We start from the raw sequence: 4,623 nt of genomic DNA on the forward strand, positions 1-4,623 counted from the left end.
GTACCATCCCGGTAACGTGGTGCTCATTCGCGTCGGCAGCTAGCCAGCCCAAGGGGGGCGCGGAGCGCCAGGGACAAATCAAGGAAAGCATCTCAACCCCTCCGCCACGTCCGTTCGATGTACTCTTGCGCGAGCATCCGCTCGTCGCTGCCGTGGCTACTGAACTCATCTGCGCGCGGGCAGCGAACCCAGTTCATCAGTCCGGCGGCGTCGGCGATGAACCCGTGAATCACGTCTTCTACGTCCACCCCGTAGCGGTCGCAGAGATCCAGGAACTCGGTGGGGACGCGGATCTGGAAGTCCTCGCACTCATCTTCCACGAACTCCCCATCCTCGCCCGGCAGGATCCAGGCAGGGCAGGTGAAACCTTCGGGTTTCGCACGGCATTTCCACCCCAGCCGGCCTTCCTCGTCCGACTCGGGGAAACGCTCGAGCGTCGCGTCCAGGTAGGGGCGGAACCGCCAACCCTCCCGCGACCCCTCGCGCATCGCCGCGCCGCGCCGGCCGATGCTCTCGCGCCATCCGCCGTGGGCAAGTGGGATGTTTTGAACCTTGCCGGCCGCATCACGAAAGGCCCCGATGCCGTCGACGATGTCGACAAGCTCGAGGTCAAAGATGAGTTCATCTGTCTGCATGGTCTTGTTCTCTCTTGTTGAACTGCTTCGCGATCTGTCGCGCCTGCTCGACCTGTAGGTCAGCCACCAGGATTTCGAACGCGGCAATCGGGTAGCCAGCCGGCGATAGCGCCCCCCGGGGTGACGTGATGACGTGGAATCGATCGCAGCGGTTTGGGGTCTGCATTACCTCGGCTTTCATCTCGTTCTCTCCTGCTTAGTGAGCCCCGGCACTGCCGGGGCTGATGACTCAGTGATACGCGGACCAGCAATCGACGCCGTAGGTCTTGGCGCCGGCCACTTCTGCGAGTGGCTTTATCAAGTAGGCGCTCGCAAAGCTGTAAGCCCGGAAGCTCGGCGTCTCGCCTGGGTTGATCTTGACGCGCACGGCGGGATAGCGCTCCTCGTCCAGGAAGCGACCCGGCGCGGGTGCGCAATCGCCCCTGAGCCAGCCGTTTTCCTCCGATTGGGCAGCGATCCGGCGAACGGTCGCCATCGTGCGACCGTGGAGCTCGGTGATCTGGTAGTAATCGATGTTCGTCTGTTCGTATCCCCAGCTGCAGCGGAAGATGTCACCGACTTTGCAGCCGTGCCCCTGTGCAGCTTTGGCCCTCGCTTCCGCGCGGCGCTTGGCTTTCCACGCTTCGGCCTCGCGAATCCGTTGGATCCATTCGTCGACATGTCGCTCAAGTCGCGCATCATCGGAAAAACGGTAATACCAGTCAGGCTTAGCCCGCTTTCCTGAGAATCCGGCCGCCACGGCGCGAACCGGATCCCGCCAGACCTCGACACCCTCGGGCAGCTCGCCCTCGAGCTCGACCGGGATAAACCCGCCAGGAACAAAGAACTTGCGCTTTTCGATCTTTACCCCCTGCCGGTTGGAGGAGTCCTCGGGGGGTGCGGGGGGAACGCCCGCGTTGTTGGCTTGGTTGTTCGGCTCGTTGTTCAGTGCGCTCATGATTTCATCCTCCTGCACGTTTGCTGTTTGATCTGCCAGTCGGTATCGCCTCGCCGTCATGGGCGCCGGCGGACAAGCGATTGCAGGAAAGGGGCGCGCGGAAGCCGCAGCCCCGCAGCGCAGCGAAGGGGACCGGGTGAGCACGCCAGCGAAGCGGCCCTTCCGGAGATCGCGCGCCGGCGCACAGGTCGGCGAAAAGGGCGGGACCGACTGGTGGAGCAAACAGCGCAGGAGGATGGAGCGCGCTGAATGGTTCTCGAGCCGAACAGCCAAGCAGCGCGGGCCGCTTGCGGCCTGCGCCTCAGCCCGGCCCTGCCGGGCTCTGAATAGCGCGCGGAGCGCGCAAGGCAAGGCGACCTGGAGGGTGGCCGCATGCGGCCAGTCCCGCAGGGACCGAGCGCGGCTGCGCGAGCCTGTAAGGGCGTCCGGTCCCGGCGGAGCCGGGATGCCCCGAGATTTACAAGCCCATCCCATCGCGCTGCCGTTCGAGTCGCTGTTGCCGCTGCTGCTGTTGCGTTTCCAGTAACGTTCTTTGTTCGAGCCCGGCCTCGAGGTCACGTTGCCGGGGCGCATCTGGCGGACCATCTATATTCTGAACGGTATAGTCGAGCGTCGATTGCTTTTGTCGACTCTGACTCATCGCATGAGCTGCCCCCTTGAGTCTGTCGAGCATGGAGATCTCGGTCGTGGCTTCCTTGCCCGCCTCGAGCTCGATCTTGCGAACTTTCTCTTCAGTGAAGAACCATCGTGTATCCCCCTTTGCCCGCGAGGCCTGGACGTATGCCATTTCTCTACTGGTATGCTCGGAACCCAGCACAATAGCGCGCTCCACGGTGGAACCCTGGAGCCGGTGCGTAGTCGCCGCATACCCGTGGCGCATCGCCACGGAGCGCGGATCGATGCTGAGACTCTCACCAGTACGATCCAGCTTCAGCGTGACCTGTTGGGTGGAGACGCGCTCGACGGTCGCGAAGTCGCCGTTCTTCAAGCCAAGGCGGTTCTCGTTCTTGGTGATCACGATCCGCTCGCCGACAGCGAGCTCGAGCTTCGCGAGTTTGTCGGGGTCATTGCCATCGCGCACCTGGATTGACTGGGCGTTCTGGATCGCACCCCTCACTTCCAGGCGCACGCGAATCTCGCGATTCAGATCGCGCACCTGGGCGTTGGTCGCGGCGATCGCCTGAACGCGATCCGCGCCGACCTCGGCGCGGTCACGAATGAACTGGTCGGCGGCCGCGCGGATCGCCGAGGCGTGGGTCTTCTCCACCCCCACCAGCCCGCGCTCGATGTAGCGGCCAAGCGCCGCGCCGGCGTCCCCCTTGCTCATCTCACGGACGGCCTCGCGCGCCCAATCCTCGCGCTGGCGAACGATCTGCGCCAGGCGCGTCGTCGGTGCGACGTCCTGGATATGCCTGAAGGTCGCCCCCGCCCCAACCGGCGGAAGCTGTTTCTGGTCACCCACGATCACGAGCTTCGCGCCGGCAACCCTTGCCATCTCTGAGACTCGCGCCATTTTGCGCGAGTCGATCATGCCGGCTTCATCTAGCACGATCACCGTTTTGGAATCGAGCTTGAGACGCTTGTTTTCCAGGTCGATCAGCATCCGATCGATCGTGCTGGACTCGATGCTGGCGCCGGCTTGCAGTTCGGCGGCGGCCTTGCCCGCGAGCGTAGCCCCGACAACCTGAAAACCATGTGCCTCATAGGCCAGGCGCACCGCCTCCAGGGCGGTCGACTTGCCCGTCCCTGCATCTCCGACCATGACCGCCGTCGCGCCTGTGGAGGTGGTCAGGGCAATAACCGCCTCGCGCTGCTCGTCGCGGAGCTTGAATCGCTCGCCCTCGGTCGACCGAGCGATCTCCATGCGCTCGATCGCGCGCTCGACCTCGGCGCGGTCCAGCTGATGCTGCGTCTCATTAGCGCGCTGTCGCGCGTGCTCGACCACGCTGCGCTCGGCTTTGATCATCTCCCTGGTCGTATAGCGAACGTTACCGGTAACGGGATCGACAAGCTCGACCGCGATCAGCTTCGCCGTCTCGGCGAGGCGCCGGGCATCCGCAATCCCGCCAGCGCCTTGCGCGACTTCGGCCGCTGCCAAGAAAATATGGCGCTCCTCGAGGACGGCCTCGTGCTGGGTGAGTTTGTCGAGGATCTCGGACGCCTTCAGCAACTCCAGCGCCCGGGCGGGCTCATCCCCTCGCAGCTCGGCCGCTGCCTCGCGGGTCAGGCCCAGCGCTGCTGCTCGGGATGACCACTGACTTTCGAGCTCGAGCTGTCCGACGATCGCCTTGCTTTTTCGGGTCTCCAGCGCGACGTTCTCGCTCGTTTTGGCGTCGCGAAGCCCCAGCTCACGGAGCCTTGCTTCGATTTGTTGGCGTCGCTGGGAAAACTCCTTCTCCACCTCGGGCGACACGCCGGCGATACGGAACGCGTCGCCGTCCCGTTCAACCTGGTAGCCCATCTGGCGCAGGCCTTCGGCTAATTCGGCGCGGTACGCCGCGCCGATGACCTTTTGCCACTTCATCATCGTGCGGGGATCGATCGAGCTGACCTTGCCATCCTCCCGGACAGCCAGGTTCATGATGAAAGAATGGGTGTGAAGCTGGGGATCTTGCTCCCTGCTGGTGCCGTGGCGGAACGTCGCAGCGATGAGCTTGGCATGCTGCGAGACCTCGCCAGCGCGGCCGGTACGGGCAAAAAAAGCTTTGTCCTCGAGAAGTTTGAGCGCACGCTCGACCGCACGCTCCTGGGCCTGCTCCAGCGCCTCGCGCTGGTCGGTGCCCGCGAGGGCCCAGACCACGCTAACGCTCTTGGGAGCGCTGAATGTGAGATCCCAACCAGCGCGGCGGTCGGGATTGCCGGCGTTCTGCGCCAGTGCTTCGCCATGAACTGCAAACCCTGACGCGATGCGTTCGAACTGCTCGGGGAGGATGTCGCCTCGGCTCAGGCCGAGCCGCTCGAGGCCGCCTCCAACCCAACGACCTGCGTCGCCTTCGGCGGCATAGTAGTCCTCTACTCCCTCGGGGGTTTCCGCGACGCCCTCTTTCAGGT

4 protein-coding genes are annotated in these 4,623 nt (G+C 64.4%); all 4 read right to left on the reverse strand.

The annotated features are described in order from the left end of the window. Window positions 1-92: 92 nt before the first annotated feature. Entirely contained in the window at window positions 93-635 is a 543-nt protein-coding gene (locus GPA21_RS19375) for a hypothetical protein (protein ID WP_168989716.1), read from the reverse strand. Then, entirely contained in the window at window positions 622-816 is a 195-nt protein-coding gene (locus GPA21_RS19380) for a hypothetical protein (RefSeq protein WP_168989717.1), read from the reverse strand. The genes GPA21_RS19375 and GPA21_RS19380 overlap by 14 nt, the downstream gene beginning before the upstream one ends. Window positions 817-864: 48 nt before the next feature. Continuing rightward, the gene (locus tag GPA21_RS19385) at window positions 865-1,572 is read right to left on the reverse strand and encodes a hypothetical protein (RefSeq protein ID WP_168989718.1); all 708 of its coding nucleotides are present in this window, start codon (window positions 1,570-1,572) and stop codon (window positions 865-867) included. Between the two features lie 457 nt (window positions 1,573-2,029). Then, on the reverse strand, window positions 2,030-4,623 hold a 2,594-nt coding region (mobF, locus tag GPA21_RS19390; RefSeq protein WP_168989719.1), incomplete at its 5' end, for a MobF family relaxase.

It is taken from the genome of Azoarcus taiwanensis (assembly GCF_012910885.1).
Lineage (GTDB): Bacteria > Pseudomonadota > Gammaproteobacteria > Burkholderiales > Rhodocyclaceae > Azoarcus_F > Azoarcus_F taiwanensis.

Bases quoted from the DNA above. Each gene is read 5' to 3' on its own strand.
- GPA21_RS19375 (WP_168989716.1), bottom strand. From the start codon at position 635: ATGCAGACAGATGAACTCATCTTTGACCTCGAGCTTGTCGACATCGTC.
- GPA21_RS19380 (WP_168989717.1), bottom strand. From the start codon at position 816: ATGAAAGCCGAGGTAATGCAGACCCCAAACCGCTGCGATCGATTCCAC.
- GPA21_RS19385 (WP_168989718.1), bottom strand. From the start codon at position 1,572: ATGAGCGCACTGAACAACGAGCCGAACAACCAAGCCAACAACGCGGGC.